Below are 23,210 nucleotides of genomic sequence, written 5' to 3'. Positions count from 1 at the left end.
TGTTTGGTCTTTTTTACGTGCCGGGATCGAGATCCAACCAATAGAAAAAACCGGATCGCTCGCGTTACTTGAACACAGGTCTCCGGCTGCAACGGTGATTTATTTTAAACATGCTCCGCACAATAGGCCGGACTTCGAACTAAAGGTACTTGGGGGAACCCCAAAATGAATGACCCTCTACGACGCTCTGGATTCATCCACGAATAAATATTTCAGGCAATATAATCCGGATAAGCCTACCAGCGTATATACAATGCGGCTTATGCCGGAGGACGTGCGATGAATATCTCCGCCGAAGATAGCGGAAACCAGATCCCATTGGAACAGACCGACAAGCAGCCAGTTTAAGGCACCGATAATTACGAGCGTTAAAGCGATTTTACCCATTTCTACGCACCCTTTCTTGGGATTAAGAGTTATGTCATATTGTTACTTTTTCATAAATGACAAAAGTTTATGCAGAAGGGGCAGTGAATTATTGGCAAGCCGGCAAATGACTATGAGAGATGATTGTTATTCATACTATGGGATAAATGCACAAGGGAGTGAATGGAATGAGTGCTGCCTCCAATCCAACCTTATATATCCGATTGCGCAAACGGGTTTGCGTGCGCCGGGGTGAGGCGATCTACCTTGGCAGGATAGCACAATTGTTGGTCGATAGCGATTATGAAGAGCCTTTGAATCATCTGCTGATTCATCAGCCTAAGGAGAACGAGGGCAACAAAATATTAATCGATATGATGCTGATCGTGGAGAAGGTGAGGAAACTGTATCCATTTTTTCAAATTGAGCATTTTGGAGAACCCCATTGCTTGATCGATATTCATGAATCCCGCAAGCCGCCGAACATAGTCCAGATTATTGTGGTCTGGCTTCTTTTATTTGTAGGCTCCGGGCTTGCCATCATGAACTTTCACGCCGATGTCAGCATGGCCGAGGTTCACCGGCGAATCTATCAGCTGCTGACGGGCAAATGGGAGCAGCATCCGCTGATATTGCAAATACCTTATTCCATCGGGATCGGAATCGGAATGATCGTCTTTTTTAATCACCTTTTTAAAAAGAAATTCAACGAGGAGCCGAGTCCTCTGGAAGTCGAAATGTTCCTGTATGAGGAAAATGTGAACACGTACGTCGTGGCGGAGGAATACGCCAAAATCCATGAAGCGAGGGAGCGGAAATGAACGGGTGGTGGACGACACCGCTTCAGATGTTCATCGGATTGGCGGGCGGTATCGCGGTAGGCAGCGGGATGGTGGCTTTTCTCGTCGTGCTCGACGTGATTCCACGACTGGCGCAAATCACAAGGACTTATCATCTTATCCGATGGTATGAGGCCTCCGTGATTACGGGCTCCCTCTTTTTCACATTATCCGATTTCTTTAACTGGTCCTATTCCTTTCTTCCGATGGCTGCAGGGCTGTTCGGATTATTCGCCGGCGGCTTCGTAGGCATGCTGGCAGGCGCGCTTACGGAAGTGGTCAACGTGATTCCTATTTTGGCAAAGCGCATTGGAATGAGCTCGTATATGATATGGCTTCTTATGGCTATGATTTTCGGGAAAGTACTGGGTTCCTTGCTGGATTGGCTTAATTTTTTGGGATAAGAGAAAGGGAGCTGAAGGATATGAAAAAAATACCGATTAAGCCTAAACAATTATCCGGCCGCGAAGAAGCCGGTGAAGAGGCGAAGCTTGAAATTGACCATGAAGGCAACATTATTTCATCTCATGACTGGCTGCCGCCGGAGTTCCATCACGAGGCGATGGAAGACGAAGCGGAGAAGAGGGAGACGGAGCATCGAGGTCCCTCAAAAGCCGGCGGCTCATCGAAGGAAGACCATATCCCAAGCGATTTTGGACGGCTGAAGAAGCTGCTGGAAAAAGAGGTCGGCCTGAATCAAAGCTTTGATATCGTCTTCCGGGAAATGGTATTCGGAGGGCATAAAACCGGGATTTTCTACTACAACGGATTTGCAAAAGATACGGTTCTGACCATGATATTGGACCGGATGTCGGCCGCGGAAATTCACAGCCGCACTTTGGAAGGCGACATTACGAAGTCCCCCGTCTCACATCAGGTCACCGGCGGTAAAGGGCAGGATGCGGTACAGCTGTTCATGGATGCCATCATTCCCCACATCCAGGTTAAGGAAACGGACAAGCTGAGCGAAGTGATCGATAACGTATCCATGGGAGCGAGCGGCTTTTTCTTCGAGGGGTCGAACACAGCGATTATTGTGGATGCGAAATCATTCCCTGTCCGGACTACGGAGGAGCCGGACCTGGAGAGGGTCGTGCGCGGAGCCAGAGACGGCTTTGTCGAGACGCTGCTGACGAACGTTACCCTGGTGCGCCGCCGCATCCGGGACCCCAAGCTGAAGCTGGAGATGCTGCGTGCAGGGAGAAGAACGCACACGGATATTTGCCTCGCTTATATTGATGACATCTGTGATCCCGCGCTGGTCGAATCCATCCGCGATAAAATTCAAAAGGTGGAGGTTGACGGACTTCCCCTTGCCGAAAAGCAGCTTGAGGAAGCGATTGTAGGCAAGAGCTGGAATCCTTATCCGATGGTCCGCTACTCCGAAAGACCTGATATTGTGTCTGTTCATCTGCTGGAGGGTCATGTCGCTGTGTTTGTAGACACGTCCCCGAGCGTCATTATTTTGCCAACCACCTTCTTCCACCATGTTCAGCATGCGGAAGAATACAGACAGACGCCGACCGTAGGGACCTATCTGCGCTGGGTCCGATTTATCGGGATCGCTGCATCGATCTTCCTGCTGCCGCTCTGGTTCCTGCTTGTTACTTCACCGGAGCTGAAGCCGGCAGGCCTGGAGTTTCTCGGTCCGCAAAAAACGGCCAGACTGCCGTTATTGGCCCAGTTTCTCATAGCCGAGCTAGGCATTGATCTGATGCGAATGGCGGCCGTACATACGCCGTCCCCGCTGGCTACGGCGATGGGGCTTGTTGCCGCCATACTGGTAGGCGATGTAGCGGTGAAAAGCGGGCTGTTCGTGAACGAGGTCATCTTGTACCTGGCCATAGCGGCGGTAGGAACCTTTGCGACGCCGAGCTATGAGTTAAGCCTTGCGAACCGTCTAAGCCGATTGGGGCTGCTCGTATTGGCAGCCGTATTTAAAGTGCCCGGTGTCGTCATCGGGTTTACGGCAATGCTGGTCTACTTGACGACGCGGAGATCCTACAACGCTCCGTACATGTGGCCGTTCATACCGTTCAATTTCAAAGCCCTGAACGAGATTATTGTCCGTCGTCCGTTCATGGCGCGGAAGAACCGGATGAGCTTAACCCAGACGACAGATAATACCCGGCAGCCGAAATCTTAACGGTGTTATCGACTTCGAACCGCACAAAAAGACAATTACAAGTTTCTCTTATTGTCAGCCTGCATTCGATTATGGTAAGTTAGAAGTAATGTTCAGGGGGAAGAGGGAAACCGATAATGTACTTACATGGAACCAGTAAAATTAATGATAAAGGTCACCTCCAGATCGGCGGTTGCGATACAACCGATCTCGTAGCTAAATTCGGAACACCGCTGTATGTGATGGACGAAGCGCTGATTCGCCAAAGATGCCGCGAGTATGTCGAAGCATTCCGCGCGTCCGGCCTGAAATTTCAGGTGGCTTACGCGAGCAAGGCGTTCTGCGTGATGGCGATGTGCCGCATTGCGGAAGAGGAAGGAATGTCGCTGGACGTCGTATCCGACGGTGAGCTGTATACAGCGCTGCAGGCCGGTTTCCCGGCCGAACGCATTCATTTCCACGGCAACAATAAATCTCCGCATGAAATCGAAATGGCGATTGATGCCAAGATCGGCTGCTTTGTCGTTGACAACATGGTCGAACTTCATTTGCTCAATGCCATTGCGGGTGAGAAGCGTCAAAAGGTAAACATCCTGTTCCGTCTTACTCCGGGGGTTGAAGCACATACTCACGAGTACATTTCGACGGGACAAATCGATTCCAAGTTCGGCCTGGATTTGGATAACGGCTCAGCGTACCGCGCGGTTCAAGAAGCGGTTCAGCTTCCAAATATCGAGCTGTTAGGTGTTCATTCCCACATCGGCTCGCAAATCTTCGAGGTCGAAGGCTTCCAGCTGGCCGTGGACAAGGTGATCGCTTTTGCCGCCAAGGTAAGGGATGAGCTGGACGTTGTGTTCAGCGTTGTCAACTTGGGCGGAGGCTTCGGCATCCGTTATGTTGAAGGGGACACTCCTTTGCCGGTCAGCAAATACGTTGAAGCCATTACAAGCTCGATCAAAACCAACTTCAGCAAATACAATTATCCGACGCCGGAAATTTGGGTCGAGCCGGGCCGCAGCATTGTCGGCGAAGCGGGAACGACACTTTATACGGTGGGTACTTATAAAGATATCCCTGGAGTCCGCAAGTATGTTGCTGTGGACGGCGGCATGACGGATAATCCTCGCCAAGCGTTGTATGAATCGCGTTACGAGGCGATGCTGGCGAACCGGGCAACTGAGCCGGAGGATGAGCTGGTATCTATCGCCGGTAAATGCTGCGAAAGCGGCGATATGCTCATCTGGGATATTCAACTGCCTAAGGTGAACAGCGGAGATGTTCTGGCCGTATCCTGCACAGGGGCATACAATTATGCCATGGCTAGCAATTATAACCGTATTCGCAGACCTGCTGTAGTGTTTGTGAAAGACGGCCAAGCGGACGTCGTAGTTCAGCGCGAATCCTACGACAACATCGTTGGCAATGATTTGATTCCTGAGCGTATGAAGCAAGTGACCAAAATGGTATAGTTTTCAAGCCGGCTGGCTCTCGAAAATTTCGGAGAGCCAGCTTTTTTGGCATTCTTTCGGGGCTACCCGCAAAGTTCCTGAATCAGCTCTGATGCCAATCCCCCCGCTTTGCGGGTTTCTTTGGCATTTGAACAAAAAGTGATTTGTGAACGAGGCTTGGTTATAGTACAATAGGACACATTGAAGAATAAAGGAGTGTACATAGAATGGCAAAACAAGCTCATATTACTATGGCAAACGGTAACCAAATCGTTATCGATTTGTTTGACAAAGATGCGCCTAATACGGTCGCTAACTTTGAAAAATTGGCGAACGAAGGATTTTACAACGGTCTGGTGTTCCACCGCGTTATTCCTGGCTTCGTAGCGCAAGGCGGATGCCCTCATGGCACCGGCACAGGCGGCCCTGGGTACAAAATCAACTGCGAAATCAACCCTAACAAGCATGAACGCGGTACGCTCGCTATGGCGCATGCCGGACGCAATACCGGCGGCAGCCAGTTCTATATTTGCTACCAGCCGCAGCCGCATCTGGACGGTCAGCATACCGTATTCGGAAAAGTGGTTTCCGGTATGGAGCATGTTGACGAATTCCAAGGAAGAGACCGCATGGAATCCGTAAAGGTAGTCGAAGTGTAATCTCTCGACAGGAAATGAAGGCCGGAAGCTCTCTTTTACAGGGCTTTCGGTCTTTTTTTCGTGCATTTTCCGTGCTCTCCAGCCCAATTTCTTTTCATTCCCAGTTCATTTTCAGCTTTTTTTCATGGTATTGTTTAATAGACAACTCAGATTACTAGAATGAAAGTAGGTTATCACGTTGGATAGCAATCAAGGCTTATCCCTGCAACAAACCCGCACTTCGACAGGGAAGAATGCCCGTAAGAAGCGAAGGAATCGCAAAATCGCTTATACGCTGCTGGTGTTTATATTTTTAGCTCTTGCGGCGCTGATATGGTTCTACGGTACGGCTTCCGGCTCTACGCTCCGCTACATGATGGCCGATACGCTGATAACGACGCAGCATAGGCATTGGGCCAAGTATTTGATCGGCGAAGACGAGCTGAACCGTAGGGTTGCGGACTACGAGAAGAAATTCGACGAGATGGCACAGATCAAGGACCAGCACAATATTGATCTGGAGAATAAAGCGAACAAGAATGTGGAAGTAGAAGATATAGAGGGGAAAAATTATAAAGGGCATATTTTATATGTTCATGACCCCAAGATGATCCGCGTAGTCACAACAAGCATAGTAGGGCAAGGCGAGCAAATATTGAGCATGGTTCAGCGGACGAAGGCAATAGCTGGCGTGAACGGCGGGGCCTTTGACGACCCGAACTGGGACGGCAACGGCTTCAAGCCTGCGGGAATTGTTATGTCCGGAGGGAAGCTCCTGTACAGCGATGTGGGCATGGAGGACCCTGTCAATGTCGTAGGGATTGACAAGAACGGTCTCATGGTGGCAGGACGCTATAAGCCATCCGAGCTGCTCAGCATGGGGGTAAGGGATGCGGTGACCTTCCAGCCCAAATTTATCGTCAACGGAAAAGGGCTGATCAAGAATCAGGCCGACGGATGGGGGATCGCCCCAAGAACCTGTATGGCCCAGAAGCAGGACGGAACCATTATGTTCGTCGTTATTGACGGTCGCCAGCCGGGCTACTCCATCGGCGCAACGCTATATGACGTCCAGAACATTTTGCTCGACAGAGGAGCGGTAACGGCGGCTAACCTCGACGGAGGCTCATCCTCTGTGCTCGTTAAAGACAATCAGGTCGTCAATAAGCCTTCCAGCAGCTACGGAATGAGATATTTGCCAACGGCCTTCCTGGTATTCAGCAAACCGGATCAGGTTGCAGTCAAAAATATCTGGGAAAACATCGATATGGATCACTTTAACTCATCCTATAAGCCGTTTAATCCCTAATTCCGATGGGAATACCCATGCTCTCATCGAGTAATGTCTTGCAATTTTTGTTTCAGGGTGTTATGATTTCTGACAAACGTCGGTTATCATCGGCGCATGAAGATTCATAAGAATTTCCTTCGGGGCGGGGTGCAATTCCCCACCGGCGGTGATGTATTGCAGCTGACTGCAATACTTAGTCCGTGACCCGCGCAGTGGCTTCATGCCGCCGCTCGGCTGACTCGGTGCAACTCCGAGACCGACAGTATAGTCTGGATGGGAGAAGGAAAAATGCAAACGGCGAACTATCGTCGCGGCAGTTAATGAAACAGGGGAAAGTCATTTTCACAACTTAGGAAATGTTTCTTTCCGCATGGCAGATTTAAGAAAAAATCTGTCGGTTCATTAACTTTATTTAGCTGTGCCGTAGATTGCTTTAGTTGTGCGTTTTTTACGTATGCCTATCAAAGTCAGGCCCCTTTTCTCGTGGAGGAAAGAGGGCCTTTTCTGTATGTCCGCAAAGGAAATAGCATGCCAGAGACAAAGAAAGGAGATGCAGCGGTGGAGCTGATCAACGACGAGTTCTACATGAAGCTGGCTATCCAGCTTGCCGAAGGGGCTTCGGGCCAAACGGGAATCAATCCCGCAGTAGGCTGCGTACTGGTTAAGGACGGACGCATCATCGGAATGGGATCGCACCTAAAGCGCGGAACTCCCCATGCCGAAATTCATGCTCTGCAAATGGCCGGCTCTGAGGCGGAGGGGGCAACGGCCTATGTGACGCTTGAACCATGCAGCCATTACGGCAAGACGCCTCCCTGCAGCGATCGGCTTATTAAGGAGAGGGTGAAGCGTGTCGTCGTTGGATGCACCGATCCGAACCCGCTTGTCGCAGGAAGCGGCGTAGAACGGCTGAGACGGCACGGGATTGATGTTACGGTAGGCGTGCTGCAAGAACGCGCCCTGTCGTTAAACGAAGCGTTCAACAAGTATATCGTGACGAAGATGCCGTTCGTTACGTTGAAGACGGCAAGCACGCTGGACGGCAAGATTGCATCGCGGACAGGGGACAGCAAGTGGATAACGAACCCCGAATCGAGGTCGTTCGTCCATACGCTGAGACATCGCAATCAAGCCATCATGGTGGGTGTTGGAACGGTGTTGAACGATGATCCTTTGCTGACGACCCGACTGGATGTTCCTGCGCTGAACCCCACTCGTATAATCGTCGATTCGAAGCTCAAGATTTCCCTGGATGCCCGTGTCGTCAAGGATCGGTCTGCCGAGACGCTGGTCTTGACAACGGGAGATGCCGATACAGCCAAGCGAAGGGCACTGGAAGCGGCCGGGGTGACGGTTCTTGAATGCGGAGAAGGCCCTAAGGTTGATTTGCCAAAAGCCATGGAGCTGTTGGGCGAGAGAGAAATTGCATCGATCCTGCTCGAAAGCGGGGGACAGCTGAACGGCTCCATGCTGGAAAATCGCTTGATTGATAAGGTGCTGCTGTTCTATGCCCCCAAAATTATAGGCGGAGGCGCCGACGCGCCGTCCAATTTTGACTTTGCCGGCTTTGAGAAGATGAAGGACGCAGTTCAACTGGAACGTATTCAGGTTCAACAGTTTGGCGAGGATGTATGTATATCCGGCTATCCGAAATACGGATGAGAGGTGAATGTGGCGGATGTTTACGGGCATCATTGAAGAAATAGGCTCCATGAGAAGAATAACCAGGCAAGGACAAGCAATGATTCTGACCATAGGTGCCAGGAAAATCCTGGAGGATGTACATTTGGGCGACAGCATTGCTGTTAACGGCGTTTGTTTAACGGTCGTTCAGTATGACGAATCGTCGATTACGGTGGATGTCATGCCTGAGACCTTCCGGCGTACGTCGCTCCACAAGCTGCATGTCGGGGACCCTGTCAATCTGGAAAGGGCGATGCTTGCGGGAGGGCGCTTTGGCGGCCATATCGTTCAGGGCCATGTAGATTCAACGGGTCTCATAACGAACAGATACCAGGAAGAGAACGCCGTTGTGTTTCAAATCGAGCCTTCGGAGCTTTCCATATTGAAGTATATGATTCCGCACGGCTCCATTACGATTGATGGCATCAGCCTGACACTAGTGCAGGTAACGGAACAGAGCTTTACGGTGTCCATTATCCCTCACACGCTGGCTCAGACGATTCTTCAGCATAAGAAAGCCGGAGATGAAGTGAATCTTGAAGCGGATGTTCTGGGCAAATATATGGAAAAGCTGATGAATCACCGGATGCCGGGGAGCGGTGAAACGGCTCGCAAAAAGGGAACACTGACGGAAGCGTTTCTGGCTGAGAACGGTTTTATCTAAACGATCAAGAAAGGCGGGAGTGAGCATGGATACATCGTTTCAATTCCATACGATTGAAGAAGCCATATCGGATTTGATGCTTGGAAAAATCATTATCGTTGTCGATGATGAAGATAGAGAGAACGAGGGAGATTTTATCGCTCTGGCCGAAAAAGCGACCCCGGAGATCATCAATTTCATGATCAAGGAAGGCCGCGGTCTCGTATGCGCCCCTATTACCGAGGAACGTGCCCGGGAGCTGGAGCTGCCCCCGATGGTAACGAGAAATACGGAATACCATGGCACGGCCTTTACGGTTTCGGTAGACCACGTCGATACGACGACAGGCATTTCCGCATCGGAGCGCTCTATGACGGTGAAGTCGCTGATCGATCCTGACACGAACCCTCAGAGCTTCCGTCGTCCGGGGCATATCTTCCCTCTTATTGCCAAAAAGGGCGGAGTACTTCGCCGGGCGGGACATACGGAGGCAGCCGTTGATCTGGCTCGTCTGTGCGGTTCCTACCCTGCCGCGGTCATTTGCGAAATCATTAAAGAAGATGGGGAAATGGCCCGCGTTCCCGAGCTGATGGAATTCAGCCGCAAGCATGATATGAAAATCATCACCATTCAGGATCTGATTCAATACCGCAACCACAAGGAGAAGCTGGTCAAACGAGAGGTGGCGGCTAAGCTTCCGACAGATTACGGCTTGTTCACGGCTATTGCATATTCCAATGCTGTGGACCAAAAAGAGCATGTAGCCTTGGTCAAAGGAGAAATTGACAGCTCCGTGCCAACGCTGGTTCGCGTTCATTCGGAATGCTTGACCGGAGACGTATTCCATTCGCATCGGTGCGACTGCGGTCCACAGCTGGATGCGGCGCTGAAGCAAATTGACGAAGCGGGGTCGGGCGTGCTGCTGTATATGAGGCAGGAAGGCCGCGGCATCGGTCTGATCAATAAGCTTAAAGCGTACGTCCTTCAGGAACAGGGTCTGGACACGGTCGATGCGAATTTGCAGCTGGGCTTTCCGGCAGATCTGAGGGACTATGGAATCGGCGCTCAAATATTGAAGGATTTGGGCATCTCACAAATACGGCTGCTTACGAACAATCCACGCAAGATCAAAGGTCTTGAAGGGTACGGTTTAACGGTTGTGGAACGCGTCCCGATCCAAATGAAAGAGAATGAGTCGAATACGAACTACTTGCACACAAAGCAGGAGAAGCTAGGTCACATGCTGCGGTTCTGACCTTTGTCGAAACCTACACATTTTTTTTATAAAATAACGACTACAGCGGAAGGATGTTGTAAAAACATGGCGAAAATATACGAAGGACATTTAATTTCTAAAGGATTAAAATACGGTATTGTTGTTGGACGGTTTAATGAATTTATTACAAGCAAGCTGCTTGGCGGTGCGCTGGATGCCTTGAAGCGTCACGGTGCAGCGGATGAAGAAGTTGAAATTGCGTGGGTACCGGGGGCCTTCGAAATCGCGTTGATCGCTCAAAAAATGGCCGAAAGCGGCAAATATGACGCTGTAATCACCCTGGGAGCAGTAATCCGCGGCTCCACTCCTCACTTTGACTATGTGTGCAATGAAGTTGCCAAAGGAGTTGCGGCGATCAGCCTTAAAACGGGTGTTCCGACCATCTTTGGCGTATTGACTACGGATTCCATTGAGCAGGCTGTGGAGCGTGCGGGAACCAAAGCCGGCAACAAGGGATGGGAAGCGGCTACCACCGCTATTGAGATGGCGAATTTGACCAAACAGCTTTCCTGAACTACAATGATGTATTAGGGCGATTTGCAGACGATGTCATATTTGCGCGAAATTTATCGCCCGAGATACTAGCGAAGTCGATTTTTCTTACGAAAAATCTTAGCGTACGCTTACGAAGTTGATTTTTCTAAAGAAAAATCTTAGGGGGAAATTCTACTTGGAAAAGGTTACATACAAGCTGGATACGTTTGAAGGCCCCCTCGATTTATTGTTGCATTTAATAGATAAATCAGAAATAGATATCTACAACATCCCGATCAAAGAGATTACGGATCAATACATGGAATACTTGGATGCTATGCAGGAGCTGGAGCTGGAAGTCACCAGCGAGTTTCTGGTGATGGCCGCGACGCTCTTGTCCATTAAGAGTCAGATGCTCCTGCCTAAGCCTCCCGTTATTGAGATGGAATATGATGACTATATGATGGACGAGGATTATGACCCGCGTGCCGAGCTCGTTGCCAAGCTGATTGAATATCGCAAATACAAGGCGATTGCCGATCATTTGAGGGACAAGGAGCTGGAGCGGAGCTTAATATATACCAGGGAACCCGAGGACTTGACGCCTTATGTTCCCGCCATCGTTGAAAATCCGGTCAAAGGCCTGCACATAGCAGATTTGGTACGTGCGTTCCAAAGGGCGATGAACCGGATGTCCAGCCGCAATATGGTTGCCAAAATCCGCAAGGATGAGATTTCTGTTAAGGACCGGATGAGAGAAGTAGTGGAGTATCTGGAGAAGGCCGGGGGCAAGGTGTTGTTTTCCAGGTTGGTGGACAACAACATGACCAGGGAAGGGATCGTAACGACCTTTTTGGCGCTGCTGGAGCTGATGAAGGTGAAGGTTGTCATCTGCTATCAGCATAAATTATTTGAGGATATCGTGATTCAGGCAAGAGAGGAAGGAATAGCACATGGATTTTCAACAGATGAAATCAGTTATTGAAGGCTTGCTGTTTGTGGCGGGGGACGAGGGTCTGGATGCCAAGCAACTGGCTGAAGTGTTAGAGCAAAACGCTGATTTCATCAAAGAACTTGTGCTGGATCTTCAAGCGGACTTCAAGAGAAGCGGCCGCGGCTTGCAAATTGTTGAGTTGGCAGGAGCTTACCAGCTGACGACGCTTCCGGACCATGCTCCTTATTTAGAGCGCTTGGCGTATTCTCCGTCCCGTTCCTCCTTATCACAAGCGGCTTTGGAGACCCTGGCCATCGTTGCTTATAAGCAGCCGATCACAAGAGTCGAGATTGAGGAAATCCGCGGCGTCAAGGCGGATCGTGCCCTCCAGACATTGGTGGCTAAGGATTTGATTCAAGAGGTTGATCGCGCAGATGCGCCGGGCCGTCCTATTTTATACGGTACAACCAAAGCGTTCCTTGATTACTTTGCTCTTAGTTCGATTGATGAGCTGCCGGAAACTTCATTATTTCAAAATGATGATAATTTGGAAGAAGAGACAAGATTGCTTTTCGACAAGCTGGATGAAAAGCAAATCACCTTCGAGGATGTATCCCAATCCGAATAATAAAGCCTGTATATAGCTGCGCATGTTTTACCATCACAGGGCTATACTAACTCCTGAATGAACAGAAGCTGTGCTTCTTGAGCATAAGGAGTTATTTGCGCTTTGCGAAAATACATCTATCCTTGCTTGCAAAGGATTATGGATTTTGGCAGCGCGATGCATGCGGGAGGTAGAACATGATTTGGCCTTGGATTGTAGGAATAGTGTTTGTCCTTATCCTTCTTTTTGCTTGCAGCAGTATGCAGTGCAGATTCACGGTGGTGAGACAGCGGCAGGACGATGAAATCGTGCTGGATTTGCATACACTGTACGGTTTGGTGAAACGTAGATTCGCTATTCCTGTTATCAAATTTTTGAATGTTCAAGAGGGAGTCCATTTTAAGGCGGAACAAGTTAATAAAACCAATAATGAGCTGACGAACGATAACAAGAGCCATATCACCAAACGGACCATTCAAGAGGCGTTCGCGAATTATCAGGTGCTGCTGGCCCATTGTTTCCAATTTAACCGATGGTTCCGAGAGACGCTGCGGCATGTACGCTGTACCGAGTTATTTTGGAAAACGAACGTGGGCATTGGAGATGCGGCAGAAACGGCCATGACGGCAGGAATGGTCTGGGGACTCAAGGCTTCCCTTTTAGGTTACGTATTCCGGTATATTCAGCTGCAGACGAAACCGGTTATTCAAGTGGTCCCTCAGTACAATATAACTACTTTTTCCTCGGAAGTTCAGGTTTTGCTCAAAATCCGCGTATACGAAATCATGTACGCCAGTCTTCGATTGCTGCTGCGCATCATGAAGATTAAAGGCGGTTTACGGATGTGGCGTAAAGTGCTGTTCAAAGCGTCATAATGCGAATCGACTTCTTGAGGGCTTGTTAAATAAATTTACCATTACATAGGCACCTCTTCTTCTGGAGATGATAAAGATGCGACAGGATTCCCTTAAGTATTGTGTCACACGAAGAGGAGGAGACTAAATGACAACACATCCGATCGAAGGCTTAATGAAGGTTGCAATGGAAAACATTAAGGAAATGGTCGACGTGAATACCATTGTCGGCGATCCTGTAGAAACCCCTGACGGCAGCGTCATTATGCCGATTTCCAAGGTGGGCTTCGGTTTTGCGGCAGGGGGCAGTGAATTTTCATCCGCCGAAGAGAACAATGCGGGAGGCCATCGCAACGATGCAATGAACGCGCAAGTAGCCCTTCCTTTCGGCGGAGGCAGCGGCGGCGGTGTGTCGATTACCCCAATAGCGTTCCTGGTGGTTGGCAAGCATGGCGTAAAAATCGTTCCTTTAGATAACCAAACGCACTTGCTGGAGCGTCTCATTGATTCCGCACCGACGGTGGTGGACCGTATCCAAAGCATGATGAAAGGTAACAAAACCGGCATGCCGGAGAGCGGTAGCCACGTGACAAATAATATCGAGAACCAAAATTTTATTGTTTAGCGGCAATTTTATAAGTGATTAGTATGGTTCCAACTTTTGCCGGCTGCTCAAATTTGTTTGGGCAGCTTTGCTTTTTGTTTATGGTTGCTCTTTAAAAAGCTTTCTTTTATAGTTAGGTTATGAGTCAATAATGAAAGAGGTTTTTTTGTGCGTTTACTTCCTACTCGATCCTGTATTCCTGGTATGAAGCTAGGGAAATGCATTTATAATGAGGAAGGTGTCATCCTGCTTAAAGAGCATGTTGAGCTTTCACAAACCGTTCTCAACCGGCTCGAGCAGCTTGGCATCGATTTTTTATACATTGAAGATGAAGCGACTAGCGATATCGTCATAGAAGATCCAATCTCAGATGAAACGAGGGTTAAAGCCCTTAGCGAAATACGAACACAATTTAGAAGCATGATCGAAGGTAACAGCAGACCGAAATTTTCAAAAAATCATTTTATGGGAAAAGCCTTCGGCAATGTGATGAAGATGATTATCGAAGATCTGGATTCCAGAGAAGATGCCCTTATTATGTTGATGAATATGAATGTCACGAATACATATTTATACCAGCATTCTCTTAATGTTTGCATTTATGCTACCATGCTGGGCATGGCTAACGGATACAGCCGGGATGAAATTTTGACACTTGGTCTGGGAGCGCTATTACATGATATCGGAATAATCAAGATTAATCAGGACTTGCTGAAAAAACCGGGACCTCTGACTGATGCCGAACGCGCAGAGGTTCAGACTCATGCGGAATTAGGCTTCAAATTATTGAAGGACGAGCCTAACATACCGTTGTTGGCTGCCCATTGCGCCTTCCAGCATCACGAGCGTCTGGATGGCAGCGGCTATCCGCGAGGAATTAAAGACAAGGAAATTCATGAATACGCCAAATGGATCGCCATTGTAGACAGCTATGACGCGATGACGATGCATCGCCCGTACAGGACAGCCATGCTGCCGCACCAAGCGATGGAGACACTGTTCGCAGGCGTAGGGACATTATATGAGCACAAGAAGGTAGCTTTATTCCGGGACAATGTCGCGATCTACCCGCTCGGACTATCCGTTGTACTAAGTACAGGCGAGAAGGGAGTCGTTGTCAATATTAACCCTGCGGTACCTCAGCGTCCTGTCATCCGTATCTTTGAGGATGCTGAAGGGCAGAAAACACAGCCGTACGAAGTGGATCTATCTGAAAAGCTGACTGTGTTCGTAAGCAGTGTGGATGCTGGGGGTGGCAGATAATGTGCGGGAGGTATACGGTCACCGTTACACTGGAGGAGCTGATGCTCCATTTCTTATTAGGCGAGAACGTGGCAGCCCGATATGCTCCCCGGTATAATGTAGCTCCGGGCCAATGGATTCCCGCTATCATAGGGGGAGAGAGCCAAGGAGATCGCCGGTTGGGCGAGCTTCGCTGGGGGCTTGTGCCGAGCTGGTCTAAGGATGAGAAGGCTGGTGTCACCCCTATCAATTTACGAGCGGAGACGGTGACGGAGAAGCCGTCCTTTCAACGTCTGTTAAGCCGTAAACGATGCATGATTCCGTCCGACGGATTCTATGAGTGGAAGAAGGCGGGGAAAAGCAAGCAGCCTATCCGGTTTACGATGAAAGACGGCGGTCTTTTCGGCATGGCGGGTTTATATGATACCTGGGTACAAGCTAATGGTGAGAAGCTGCATACCTGTACTATTCTTACTACGGAACCCAACGATCTTGTGGCCGCCGTACATGATCGGATGCCGGTTATCTTAACCAAAGAATCGGAATCGCTATGGCTGGACCGTACTGTAACGGAGGTCTCAAGACTCAAGCCGGTGCTGGCTTCTTATCCCGCCAGCCTTATGACTTCCTATGAAGTCGACCCCAAGGTGGGCAACGTACGCTATGATGAACCGGATTGCATCGCTCCGATGCGATCCTTGATATAACGCTAAAAATAGCTCTGCAGGAACGATACCTCGTTTCCGCAGGGCTATTTTATTTGCATGGCAACTCATAACCATGGTGGATAAGCATATACTTGTACAAGATGTTCCGTAAACGAATCGAGTCACGTTTCCTTAACAGGAATCAAGCCATCCGGAAATGGTATGCCGGAGGCTGCAATAAAATTAGGAGGATCGGACCACATGAAAAGACTGGGTTCATTGTTGATAATGGGGATCTACCTGATAATTTCGGCAGGCTGGCCGGCAGCTGTACAAGCCGCTCCCCCTGTATCCACGCATGCGGAGGCGGCAGCGCTGATAGATGTAACCTCGGGCCGTATTTTGTATAGTCAGCAGGGAGACAAGCAGATGCGGATTGCCAGCTTGACGAAGATCATGACGGCGATTGTTGCGATAGAGAACAGCAAGCTGTCAGATATGGTGAAAGTAAGCAGAAATGCCGCCGGCAAAGAAGGCTCCTCCATCTACTTGAAGGTCGGTGAGGAAATGAGCCTGAATCATTTGCTGTACGGGATGATGCTTCGTTCCGGCAATGATGCGGCTACCGCGATCGCGGAGCATGTAGGAGGAACTGTGGAAGGATTCGCCTACATGATGAATGAGGAAGCCAAGCTGCTCGGTATGACCCGCTCCAGCTTCAAGAATCCTAGCGGACTTGATGCGGAAGGACATTATTCAACAGCGAATGATATGGCCAAGCTTGCGGCCCACGCGCTTCAAAATCCGGTTTTCCAGGAAATCGTAAAAACAAAGGTGAAGAAGGTGCCAAATCCTAACGAAGCCTGGGATTATACTTGGCTTAACAAGAACAAGATGCTGAGCTTGTACGAAGGCGCGGACGGAGTCAAGACCGGCTATACCAAGACCGCGAAACGCTGCCTCGTCTCATCGGCCACCCGCAACGGACAACAGCTGGCTGTCGTCACACTGAATGACGGCAATGATTGGGCTGATCACGCCAAGCTTTTGGATTACGGGTTCAAGAATTACCCTCTGCAGCAGTTTATCGGCAAAGGCGATGCGGTGCAAGGCACCGACCTGGTTGCCGGCAAAAGCTTTGCTTATCCGGTGCTGGAAAGCGAAAAGGGCCAATTCTCAACCAAGATCCAATTAGTTGACCCTGCTTCAACGAATTATCGTCTGGGTGAAAGAGGGTCACTCACCTACAGCTTGAACGGCAAGCCTATTGGCAGCATTCCGCTGTACGACAAGGATAGTCCGAGGTTAAATCAGCAGGAGCAGTCTGCATTTTTCTTTCAGGCCTCCGATCAGGGAACGGCGACATACGCGGATAAATGGCTCTATATTGTACAGTTCCTGGTCCGTGTCTTATTCACGGGACAAGCGGCTTAACAATTAGGAAGGGAGACGCCTCTTCTATGGTGAATCTTATATGGTTGTTTTTCATTGTCGCCGGTTTTGTAGTGGCTGCCGTCAAGGGAAATATTGAAGTTGTCACGCAGGCGGCGTTTGAGGGTGCCAAGAGCGGAGTAACCGTTTGCTTCGGCTTGATCAGCGTGATGGTGTTCTGGCTCGGCATGATGCGAATTGCGGAGGATGCGGGACTGCTGCAGAAGCTGGCTGTCCTGCTCCGGCCTTTCGTGCGTTTCTTATTCCCAAGCATCCCCAAAGACCATCCCGCTATCGGATACATCATGTCCAATATGAGCGCCAACATTTTGGGGCTGGGCAACGCTGCCACCCCGATGGGGATCAAGGCCATGCAGGAGCTGCAATCGCTCAATCCGGACAAGGATAAGGCGAGCCCGGCCATGTGTACACTGTTAGCGCTTAATACAGCCAGTATTACTCTCATTCCTACGACACTGATTGCCATACGAATGAATTTTCAATCGGCGAACCCTACCGATATCGTCGGAACGACGCTGGTGGCAACCTTCATATCGACCTTGGCAGCAATTATAGTCGATAAGTGGTACCGGAGCCGAAGCGCACCCCTGTTTCGGAAGCCTCCCGCCAATCCGCCAGCTACTCCTCCAGGGAAAGGATGATCGCGTTTGTACTCCTTCGTCAATATCATTTCGGCTTGGGCCATCCCGGTCATCATTGTCTTTATTCCGTTATTCGCCGCCTACCGTAAAGTGCCCGTCTATGAATCGTTCGTAGACGGGGCCAAGGAAGGCTTTGATACGGCGATCCGGATCATTCCGCATCTGGTCGGCATGATGGTTGCTATCAGCGTCTTCCGGGCATCCGGGGCTATGGAGCTGCTGATAGGATGGGTGAAGCCATTCTGTGCGATGATCGGCATCCCGAGCGAAGTGCTGCCACTTGCGATCCTTCGTCCGCTCACGGGCGCCGGCTCGCTTGCTTTTACGACAGATCTTGTTCAACAGTTTGGGCCTGATTCCATGATCGGCCGCATTGCCTCTACAATCCAAGGGAGCACTGACACGACGCTGTACGTCATTACGGTATACTTCGGTGCCATCGGTATCCGCAAGGCGAGCTATGCTCTTAAGGTCGGCTTAATATCCGATGCCGTAGGGTTTATAGCCTCTATCGCCATCTGTTATTTAGTCTTCGCCTAGAACCCCCAAAATTCTCCGCACATATACTGTACCAGCTAACAGATAAGAGGTGAGCTGAGTGCAGTATTACGGCATTATTATCCACCATTCGGTATGTCCCTCCATTAACGGTAAAGGCTATGATTTCTTCATCTCCCGGGATGGCACCATTATCCCGGCTTCCGAGCAAACCGACCCCCTGTATATTCACATTTGTGTGGAAGGTGATTTCTCCGAGCCCCGTTACAGCTATACGGTTAAGGAGAAAGAACAGCTGTTTATTTTGAATAAACTGATCATCCGGCTTGCGGAAGCATGGCGTTTTCAACCGGATGACATATTTCCGCACAGTATTTCGTGTCCGGGAGCTTTTTTCCCATGGTCTCAACTTGTGATTTCACCTGATGATAGGTATCATTAGGTTGAGGTGAATACAGTCCAATGGAACGATTACAAAAAGTATTGGCAGAAGCGGGAGTGGCCTCCCGGAGAAAATGTGAGGAATTGATCACTGCAGGCCGCGTGCAGGTGAACGATAAGGTAATCACAACTTTAGGGGTAAAGGTTGATCCCCAAAAGGATGTGATTCACGTAGATGGACGGGCTATTCGACAGCAAAAGAAGGTTTACGTCCTGTTCAACAAGCCGAAGGGCGTCATTACTAGCGCTTCCGACCCCGGCGGCCGCAAAATCGTTACGGATTTCATGAAAGAAATTAAGGAACGAATCTACCCCGTAGGCCGGCTGGACTACGACACCGAAGGCTTGCTTCTGTTGACAAACGACGGCGATTTCGCCAATCTGCTAACGCATCCGAAGCATCATGTTCCACGTACATATCATGCAACCGTCAAAGGGGTGCCGCACGGTTCACTTCTGGACAAGCTCCGCGAAGGGATTCAGCTTGAGGACGGAATGACAGCTCCTGCGGAGGTTGAATATTACGATGTCAATCCGGAAAAAAATGAAACTATAATCTCCATGACCATTTACGAAGGAAGAAATCGTCAGGTTCGGCGTATGTTTGATGCGATCCAGTTTCCGGTTATTAAGCTGAAGCGTGTTCAATTCGGTCCTATACCTTTGCTCGGGGTACCCAGAGGCAAATTCCGGCTTTTAAAACCGCAGGAAGTGAAAGAACTGATCGATAGCGCTCTCAAGACACATAAAATTCAAAAAGGCAAATAATCGCTGACGCCAAATTTCGATATAATGGGGATAGAATCGACCGAGATGGTTTGGGGTGTAAAATAATGGGAAAACATAAACGTTGGGTTCAGATGGTGATATTTGCCGCGGTGATTGTTATCGGTGCGCTTACGATGTTCAACAATTTGTATGCTACGGATAAAAAGCCGGTCGAAGGCTCCAAAGCACCCGACTTTACGCTTGTAGGCCTGGACGGCAAGCAGCATAAGCTGTCCGATTATAAGGGAAAGTCCGTTATGGTTAATTTCTGGGGTACGTTCTGCCCGCCTTGTAAGAACGAAATGCCGGCCATTCAGCATCATTACGATAAGATGAACAAGGATACGACGGCAATACTCGGATTAAATCTGGGGGAGAGCAAGGTTACGGTTCAGAGCTTTATTGATCAGTACAAAATTAATTTCCCCATTCTGCTGGACGACAACGAAGAGACTCGTAAGCGGTACGGCGTTATGCAGTACCCTACTACCTTTTTTATTTCTCCGGACGGCAAGATTGCGAAGATTAAAATCGGCGAAATGGACGAAGCTTATATTGAGCAGACTTTCGCTTCCATAGCAGCTCCCGGTAAATAATCATCCAGCGGTGATGCTCATAGCAGTGATTTCATTACGTAAAGGCGTGCTATCCTTCCGATACTCCCTTTACGTAATGCTGTATGAGCGCAGTAACGTAGACGGATATCGATTCTCAATGAATCCAGTTAGTCTGGCAAGGCGGATGTTCCAACGAATCATCGGCTTTGGCACAAGAAGCAAGCTTTCCATGAAGCTCTCAGGAGGAACATCATGATTCAGAATACAAAATGCGAATGCGGTCATCAAAATTTGGTCGGAACCGTGCTGTGCGAGTCTTGCGGCAAGCCGCTGTTTGACGATGATGGTACAGAACCGCTTGAAATGCGTTATGACGGTGTCGCAAGACGTTCGCAGAAGGCCAATCCGGGTTTGCTTGACAAGGTGTGGAATTTTTTCTCTTCCGTGAAAATCGCCATCTATATTATCATTATCACACTGTTGGGGGCCGCCCTGGGTACCATCTTTACGCAAGAAAGCAACTTCATTAATTTCGACCCGTCGACCTATTACAAGGAAACGTACGGAATTATTGGGGATATCTATTACAAGCTTGGCTTATCACGTACATACGAATCATGGTGGTTTATTACACTTCTTTTTATGCTAGGCACTTCGCTTGTGGTCTGCAGTCTGGACCGTGTCCTACCGCTGTACCGGGCGCTCAGCAAGCAGCAAATTCGCAAGCATATCAACTTTATTTTGCGGCAAAAAGTATCTTACAGCGGTCCTATTACGCAAAGCACGGAGAAAGCCGATATAGAACAACAGTCAAGGGCGTGGATTGAACAAACGGCCCAGCTTCTCAAGAAGAAGCGCTACCGAGTTCATACGGACGGTACAGCGCTCCTTGCGGAGAAGAACCGATTCAGCCGATGGGGACCATACATTAATCATATCGGGCTGATCATTTTTTTAATGGCCGTCCTTATGCGCAGTCTTCCAGGATGGAATATGGACCAGTACGTTGCTTTTCCGGAAGGAACTCCTATAAAAATCCCTTCTACTTCCTACTATCTGAAAAACGAGAAATTTACCGTAGACTATTACTCGGAAGACGAGATGTCCGCCGATTTCCGGGCCAAGCAGCAAGCCGTCGCCAAAATCTACGAGACCAAGGCCGTTCTCTACAAATGTACGGCTAACTGTGATGACCCGCTCAAGGAACCAACCCTAGAGGAAGTTCATCGTCAGGATATCATCGTCAACAAGCCGCTTAATTATAAAGGCCTGCTGGCATACCAGTACGACTACAAGGAAGATCCGCTCTTAATTTCCGTGAAGCCTTCACTGAAAGATAAACAGACAGGAGAAGTATACGGCAGCATGGAATTATCAATGACCCGGCCGGAAGACGAATACAAAGTCGGTCCGTACCAGTTCAAGCTGAAGGGCTATTTCCCTGAATTCGGCCTGGACGACAAAGGGACTCCAATGACGAAGTCCAATGTAGCAAAGGCTCCCGCGTTTATCTTTTACATAACCGGGCCTGGACTATCTCCGGAGGGCCAGCCGTTTATCTATTTCCCGAGACAAGTGGATAAAGAAGCATTTGCACAAGATCAGATTAACGGGGAGATTGCCAAGAAGTTGGACCTCTCCGTCAATTCGATGTCAGATGTACAATTCTCTTCCTATACAAGCTACTTGAATATCCGCGTGGACCGAGCGCTTCCTTTCATATGGGTAGGCGCAGCCATATCCATGATCGGCCTGGTAATGGGCTTTTATTGGCACCACCGCCGTGTCTGGGTAAGAATTGACGACGGGCAGCTGTCGTTAGGTGCGCACACCAACAAAAACTGGTTCGGCATTCGAAAAGAAGTGGCGCACATTCTTCATAAAACCGGGATTCAGGTAGATCCCAAGACATTAGAGGCAGGGGTGTTGAAGTAGTGGACAGCAGTTCTTTGTTATTGCTTGCTTTCATTGTGTACAGCGCAGCATTTTTAGTATTTGTAATTGGCATTACGGGCAAGAAGCTAAACCGGCAGGATGCGGAGGCCAAAAGCGAGAAGTGGGGGAATGCAGGGATTATCTTATCCATTATTGGATTCCTCTGTCATCTGGGCTTCTTCTTCAAGCGCTGGGCGGAAGCAGGTCATATACCGACAAGCAACATGTTTGAATTTATGACCTTCCTTGCGATGATGATCATGCTGGCGTTTATTATCGTGTACTTCATTTATCGTTCGCAGGTGCTTGGAGTGTTTGCATTGCCGGTAGGCATCATTATCATTGGGTATGCATCGGTATTTCCAAAAGAGGTGCAACCGCTGATCCCGGCCTTGCAGAGCTACTGGTTGAAAATTCACGTGACCACGGCAGCTGCCGGTGAGGCGTTCTTTGCAGTAGGCTTCGCCGCCGGATTGATGTACTTGCTTCGAACCATCAATTTCAACAGCAGCGATCAAGCCGGCAAGAAGGAGAGAGTCGGCGTCGAGATCACGATGTTCTTCCTGGTAACCATCGTAGCGTTCGTAGTTATGATCTTTAGCTTCAATGCCGCAGGCTACAGCGCCAAATTCGCGATGCCGGCAGCAGAAGGAGCCGTACAGCAAACGACGGAGTACGTACTGCCTCCGATTGTTATGCCTAAGGATTCTCAAGTGCTCGAGATGAAACCGTTTATTGGATTGACCGAGCCTTTATTTGAAGCCCCGGGATGGTTTAAGGGCAGCGGAGCGGCGAGAAAGCTGAATACCGTGATCTGGTCATTCCTCGGCGGCCTCATTCTTTATGCGGTGCTCCGTTTGATCGCAAGAAAGCCTTTGTCGGCGGCAATCAGTCCGTTGATGAAGGAAATTGACCCTGAAGATATTGATGAAATCAGCTATCGCGCCATTGCGATCGGCTATCCTATCTTCACCTTAGGCGCACTTATTTTTGCCATGATATGGGCCGCGGAGGCCTGGGGGCGGTTCTGGGGCTGGGACCCCAAAGAGGTGTGGGCACTTATTACATGGCTCTACTATGCGGCATACTTGCATTTTCGTCTGTCCAGAGGCTGGCAGGGTAAAAGATCCGCTTGGCTGGCTGTTATCGGATTTATCGTCGTTATGTTTACGTTGATCGGTGTTAACCTGGTCATTGCGGGATTGCACTCTTACGCGGGTGTATAATGCAGGGATAATGGAACAGGA

25 protein-coding genes and 1 riboswitch are annotated in these 23,210 nt (G+C 49.4%); of the genes, 24 read left to right on the top strand and 1 reads right to left on the bottom strand.

The annotated features are described in order from the left end of the window. Positions 1-177: 177 nt before the first annotated feature. Positions 178-387, bottom strand: a complete 210-nt coding sequence (locus ABEA66_RS28945) for a DUF378 domain-containing protein (protein WP_345593132.1) — start codon at positions 385-387, stop codon at positions 178-180. A gap of 167 nt (positions 388-554) precedes the next feature. Between ABEA66_RS28945 and ABEA66_RS28940 the strand changes: the two genes are divergently transcribed. From ABEA66_RS28940 to ccsB, 24 genes are all read left to right on the top strand, one after another. Further along, entirely contained in the window at positions 555-1,187 is a 633-nt protein-coding gene (locus ABEA66_RS28940; RefSeq protein WP_079910745.1) for a stage V sporulation protein AA, read from the top strand. Further along, positions 1,184-1,609, top strand: a complete 426-nt coding sequence (locus tag ABEA66_RS28935; RefSeq protein ID WP_079910744.1) for a stage V sporulation protein AB — start codon at positions 1,184-1,186, stop codon at positions 1,607-1,609. The genes ABEA66_RS28940 and ABEA66_RS28935 overlap by 4 nt, the downstream gene beginning before the upstream one ends. A gap of 20 nt (positions 1,610-1,629) precedes the next feature. Continuing rightward, complete coding sequence (locus ABEA66_RS28930) at positions 1,630-3,351, top strand: spore germination protein (protein WP_345593128.1); 1,722 nt, start codon at positions 1,630-1,632, stop codon at positions 3,349-3,351. Positions 3,352-3,467: 116 nt separating this feature from the next. Continuing rightward, positions 3,468-4,799, top strand: coding sequence for a diaminopimelate decarboxylase (lysA, locus tag ABEA66_RS28925; RefSeq protein WP_345593126.1), 1,332 nt, complete (start codon positions 3,468-3,470; stop codon positions 4,797-4,799). A 206-nt stretch (positions 4,800-5,005) separates the two neighbouring features. Then, positions 5,006-5,437 carry a peptidylprolyl isomerase gene (locus ABEA66_RS28920; protein WP_079910741.1) on the top strand — a complete coding sequence of 144 codons (432 nt, stop codon included), beginning with the start codon at positions 5,006-5,008 and terminating at the stop codon, positions 5,435-5,437. Between the two features lie 172 nt (positions 5,438-5,609). Further along, on the top strand, positions 5,610-6,725 hold the full coding sequence (locus ABEA66_RS28915) for a phosphodiester glycosidase family protein (protein WP_377739199.1): 1,116 nt from the start codon (positions 5,610-5,612) through the stop codon (positions 6,723-6,725). Positions 6,726-6,836: 111 nt separating this feature from the next. Continuing rightward, positions 6,837-6,996: riboswitch (FMN riboswitch) on the top strand. 239 nt (positions 6,997-7,235) lie between these two features. Next, on the top strand, positions 7,236-8,369 hold the full coding sequence (gene ribD, locus ABEA66_RS28910) for a bifunctional diaminohydroxyphosphoribosylaminopyrimidine deaminase/5-amino-6-(5-phosphoribosylamino)uracil reductase RibD (RefSeq protein WP_345593121.1): 1,134 nt from the start codon (positions 7,236-7,238) through the stop codon (positions 8,367-8,369). 16 nt (positions 8,370-8,385) lie between these two features. Beyond that, positions 8,386-9,054, top strand: coding sequence for a riboflavin synthase (ribE, locus tag ABEA66_RS28905; protein WP_192704902.1), 669 nt, complete (start codon positions 8,386-8,388; stop codon positions 9,052-9,054). A 25-nt stretch (positions 9,055-9,079) separates the two neighbouring features. Continuing rightward, positions 9,080-10,288, top strand: coding sequence for a bifunctional 3,4-dihydroxy-2-butanone-4-phosphate synthase/GTP cyclohydrolase II (locus ABEA66_RS28900; protein WP_079910737.1), 1,209 nt, complete (start codon positions 9,080-9,082; stop codon positions 10,286-10,288). Between the two features lie 66 nt (positions 10,289-10,354). Then, positions 10,355-10,822 carry a 6,7-dimethyl-8-ribityllumazine synthase gene (gene ribH / locus ABEA66_RS28895; protein WP_079910736.1) on the top strand — a complete coding sequence of 156 codons (468 nt, stop codon included), beginning with the start codon at positions 10,355-10,357 and terminating at the stop codon, positions 10,820-10,822. A gap of 157 nt (positions 10,823-10,979) precedes the next feature. Beyond that, positions 10,980-11,768: a segregation and condensation protein A gene (locus tag ABEA66_RS28890; RefSeq protein ID WP_345593118.1), complete on the top strand. Its 789-nt coding sequence runs from the start codon at positions 10,980-10,982 to the stop codon at positions 11,766-11,768. After that, positions 11,737-12,345 carry an SMC-Scp complex subunit ScpB gene (gene scpB / locus ABEA66_RS28885; RefSeq protein ID WP_079910734.1) on the top strand — a complete coding sequence of 203 codons (609 nt, stop codon included), beginning with the start codon at positions 11,737-11,739 and terminating at the stop codon, positions 12,343-12,345. The genes ABEA66_RS28890 and scpB overlap by 32 nt, the downstream gene beginning before the upstream one ends. Positions 12,346-12,521: 176 nt before the next feature. Further along, on the top strand, positions 12,522-13,199 hold the full coding sequence (locus ABEA66_RS28880) for a DUF2953 domain-containing protein (protein ID WP_345593114.1): 678 nt from the start codon (positions 12,522-12,524) through the stop codon (positions 13,197-13,199). Between the two features lie 127 nt (positions 13,200-13,326). Further along, the gene (gene ytfJ / locus ABEA66_RS28875; RefSeq protein ID WP_079910732.1) at positions 13,327-13,803 is read left to right on the top strand and encodes a GerW family sporulation protein; all 477 of its coding nucleotides are present in this window, start codon (positions 13,327-13,329) and stop codon (positions 13,801-13,803) included. Positions 13,804-13,950: 147 nt separating this feature from the next. After that, a complete protein-coding gene (locus ABEA66_RS28870; RefSeq protein WP_345593111.1) occupies positions 13,951-15,045 on the top strand; it encodes an HD-GYP domain-containing protein in 1,095 nt (364 codons plus the stop codon). Next, entirely contained in the window at positions 15,045-15,731 is a 687-nt protein-coding gene (locus ABEA66_RS28865; RefSeq protein WP_345593109.1) for an SOS response-associated peptidase, read from the top strand. The genes ABEA66_RS28870 and ABEA66_RS28865 overlap by 1 nt, the downstream gene beginning before the upstream one ends. 201 nt (positions 15,732-15,932) lie before the next feature. Next, positions 15,933-17,105 (top strand): D-alanyl-D-alanine carboxypeptidase family protein, encoded by a 1,173-nt coding sequence (locus ABEA66_RS28860; RefSeq protein ID WP_079910729.1) that lies wholly within the window; start codon positions 15,933-15,935, stop codon positions 17,103-17,105. Positions 17,106-17,131: 26 nt separating this feature from the next. Then, a complete protein-coding gene (locus ABEA66_RS28855; protein ID WP_192704894.1) occupies positions 17,132-17,764 on the top strand; it encodes a nucleoside recognition domain-containing protein in 633 nt (210 codons plus the stop codon). A 6-nt stretch (positions 17,765-17,770) separates the two neighbouring features. Next, positions 17,771-18,304 (top strand): spore maturation protein, encoded by a 534-nt coding sequence (locus ABEA66_RS28850; RefSeq protein ID WP_079910727.1) that lies wholly within the window; start codon positions 17,771-17,773, stop codon positions 18,302-18,304. A gap of 58 nt (positions 18,305-18,362) precedes the next feature. Continuing rightward, positions 18,363-18,704 carry a peptidoglycan recognition protein family protein gene (locus ABEA66_RS28845; RefSeq protein ID WP_079910726.1) on the top strand — a complete coding sequence of 114 codons (342 nt, stop codon included), beginning with the start codon at positions 18,363-18,365 and terminating at the stop codon, positions 18,702-18,704. Positions 18,705-18,724: 20 nt separating this feature from the next. After that, positions 18,725-19,471: a pseudouridine synthase gene (locus ABEA66_RS28840; protein ID WP_079910725.1), complete on the top strand. Its 747-nt coding sequence runs from the start codon at positions 18,725-18,727 to the stop codon at positions 19,469-19,471. Positions 19,472-19,536: 65 nt separating this feature from the next. Continuing rightward, a complete protein-coding gene (resA, locus tag ABEA66_RS28835; RefSeq protein WP_345593105.1) occupies positions 19,537-20,067 on the top strand; it encodes a thiol-disulfide oxidoreductase ResA in 531 nt (176 codons plus the stop codon). A gap of 213 nt (positions 20,068-20,280) precedes the next feature. Then, positions 20,281-21,963, top strand: a complete 1,683-nt coding sequence (gene resB / locus ABEA66_RS28830; RefSeq protein ID WP_345593103.1) for a cytochrome c biogenesis protein ResB — start codon at positions 20,281-20,283, stop codon at positions 21,961-21,963. Then, entirely contained in the window at positions 21,963-23,189 is a 1,227-nt protein-coding gene (gene ccsB / locus ABEA66_RS28825) for a c-type cytochrome biogenesis protein CcsB (protein ID WP_345593101.1), read from the top strand. Before resB ends, ccsB begins: the two co-directional genes overlap by 1 nt. Positions 23,190-23,210 lie beyond the last annotated feature (21 nt).

Source organism: Paenibacillus vulneris, assembly GCF_039543185.1.
Classification (GTDB): domain Bacteria; phylum Bacillota; class Bacilli; order Paenibacillales; family NBRC-103111; genus Paenibacillus_S; species Paenibacillus_S vulneris.
The sequence above is the reverse complement of the archived record's forward strand: the minus strand, read 5'-3'. Positions and strand labels throughout refer to the sequence as shown.

Excerpts from the sequence above, each read along its gene's own strand:
- ABEA66_RS28945 (WP_345593132.1), bottom strand. The coding sequence starts at position 387 with ATGGGTAAAATCGCTTTAACGCTCGTAATTATCGGTGCCTTAAACTGG.
- ABEA66_RS28940 (WP_079910745.1), top strand. The coding sequence starts at position 555 with ATGAGTGCTGCCTCCAATCCAACCTTATATATCCGATTGCGCAAACGG.
- ABEA66_RS28935 (WP_079910744.1), top strand. The coding sequence starts at position 1,184 with ATGAACGGGTGGTGGACGACACCGCTTCAGATGTTCATCGGATTGGCG.
- ABEA66_RS28930 (WP_345593128.1), top strand. The coding sequence starts at position 1,630 with ATGAAAAAAATACCGATTAAGCCTAAACAATTATCCGGCCGCGAAGAA.
- lysA (WP_345593126.1), top strand. The coding sequence starts at position 3,468 with ATGTACTTACATGGAACCAGTAAAATTAATGATAAAGGTCACCTCCAG.
- ABEA66_RS28920 (WP_079910741.1), top strand. The coding sequence starts at position 5,006 with ATGGCAAAACAAGCTCATATTACTATGGCAAACGGTAACCAAATCGTT.
- ribD (WP_345593121.1), top strand. The coding sequence starts at position 7,236 with ATGCCAGAGACAAAGAAAGGAGATGCAGCGGTGGAGCTGATCAACGAC.
- ribE (WP_192704902.1), top strand. The coding sequence starts at position 8,386 with ATGTTTACGGGCATCATTGAAGAAATAGGCTCCATGAGAAGAATAACC.
- ABEA66_RS28900 (WP_079910737.1), top strand. The coding sequence starts at position 9,080 with ATGGATACATCGTTTCAATTCCATACGATTGAAGAAGCCATATCGGAT.
- ribH (WP_079910736.1), top strand. The coding sequence starts at position 10,355 with ATGGCGAAAATATACGAAGGACATTTAATTTCTAAAGGATTAAAATAC.
- scpB (WP_079910734.1), top strand. The coding sequence starts at position 11,737 with ATGGATTTTCAACAGATGAAATCAGTTATTGAAGGCTTGCTGTTTGTG.
- ABEA66_RS28880 (WP_345593114.1), top strand. The coding sequence starts at position 12,522 with ATGATTTGGCCTTGGATTGTAGGAATAGTGTTTGTCCTTATCCTTCTT.
- ytfJ (WP_079910732.1), top strand. The coding sequence starts at position 13,327 with ATGACAACACATCCGATCGAAGGCTTAATGAAGGTTGCAATGGAAAAC.
- ABEA66_RS28865 (WP_345593109.1), top strand. The coding sequence starts at position 15,045 with ATGTGCGGGAGGTATACGGTCACCGTTACACTGGAGGAGCTGATGCTC.
- ABEA66_RS28860 (WP_079910729.1), top strand. The coding sequence starts at position 15,933 with ATGAAAAGACTGGGTTCATTGTTGATAATGGGGATCTACCTGATAATT.
- ABEA66_RS28855 (WP_192704894.1), top strand. The coding sequence starts at position 17,132 with ATGGTGAATCTTATATGGTTGTTTTTCATTGTCGCCGGTTTTGTAGTG.
- ABEA66_RS28840 (WP_079910725.1), top strand. The coding sequence starts at position 18,725 with ATGGAACGATTACAAAAAGTATTGGCAGAAGCGGGAGTGGCCTCCCGG.
- resA (WP_345593105.1), top strand. The coding sequence starts at position 19,537 with ATGGGAAAACATAAACGTTGGGTTCAGATGGTGATATTTGCCGCGGTG.
- resB (WP_345593103.1), top strand. The coding sequence starts at position 20,281 with ATGATTCAGAATACAAAATGCGAATGCGGTCATCAAAATTTGGTCGGA.